Origin of the sequence: Reichenbachiella sp. MALMAid0571 (assembly GCF_040151475.1) — a bacterium.
Classification (GTDB): Bacteria; Bacteroidota; Bacteroidia; order Cytophagales; family Cyclobacteriaceae; genus CAXBNB01.
The window spans coordinates 1-538 of record NZ_JBDKWG010000088.1; the positions used below are offsets into that span (position 1 = coordinate 1).

Consider the following 538-nt stretch of genomic DNA (forward strand, 5'->3'; position numbering starts at 1 on the left):
CCAAGTCCCAATCCAAAACCAAGTGCATCGGACAACATGAAATCTGAAAATACTGATGGGGTGATGGCCAGCAAACTACCGTTGACCAATCCTGTTCTGACGTTGAAGTTCACATTCACTTTCTGTCTTTGGATGAAAGAAATACCCATGTAAAATCCATAAAACTGTTCTTCAATGATTTGTTTCTTTGAAGTTGTCTCCGCATTGTGCGACAGCATATTTCTTTGATAAAATCCGCCTACTTCCATGTCTCCAAGGTAGCCCGGGAAAACAAGGCCCAATGAGTGTCCCAACTTTGGAGACATCTTAGTTTTTTCTATGTAGGTGGATAATTTTAATTCCTGGGCATTGCTGCAGCTTGCGGCGGCTAAAATCAGGATGATCGGTAACAACTTTACGATTAAGATCAGTGCGGTGTAAAAATTAGTAGTAGTTTTCATGACTCTTTAGTTTTATTTTGAAACATTGTAATTATGAAACAAAGGTCATACATCCGGCATCCCCATATATCGGGGTTTTTCCAAACTTAAAAATTTAG

At 39.2% G+C, this 538-nt stretch carries 1 protein-coding gene; it reads right to left on the reverse strand.

Annotated features, from left to right (window positions below):
• Positions 1-440, reverse strand: a 440-nt coding sequence (locus AAOP42_RS02670; protein ID WP_349526913.1) for a hypothetical protein, incomplete at its 3' end; no start/stop codon positions are given.
• Positions 441-538 lie beyond the last annotated feature (98 nt).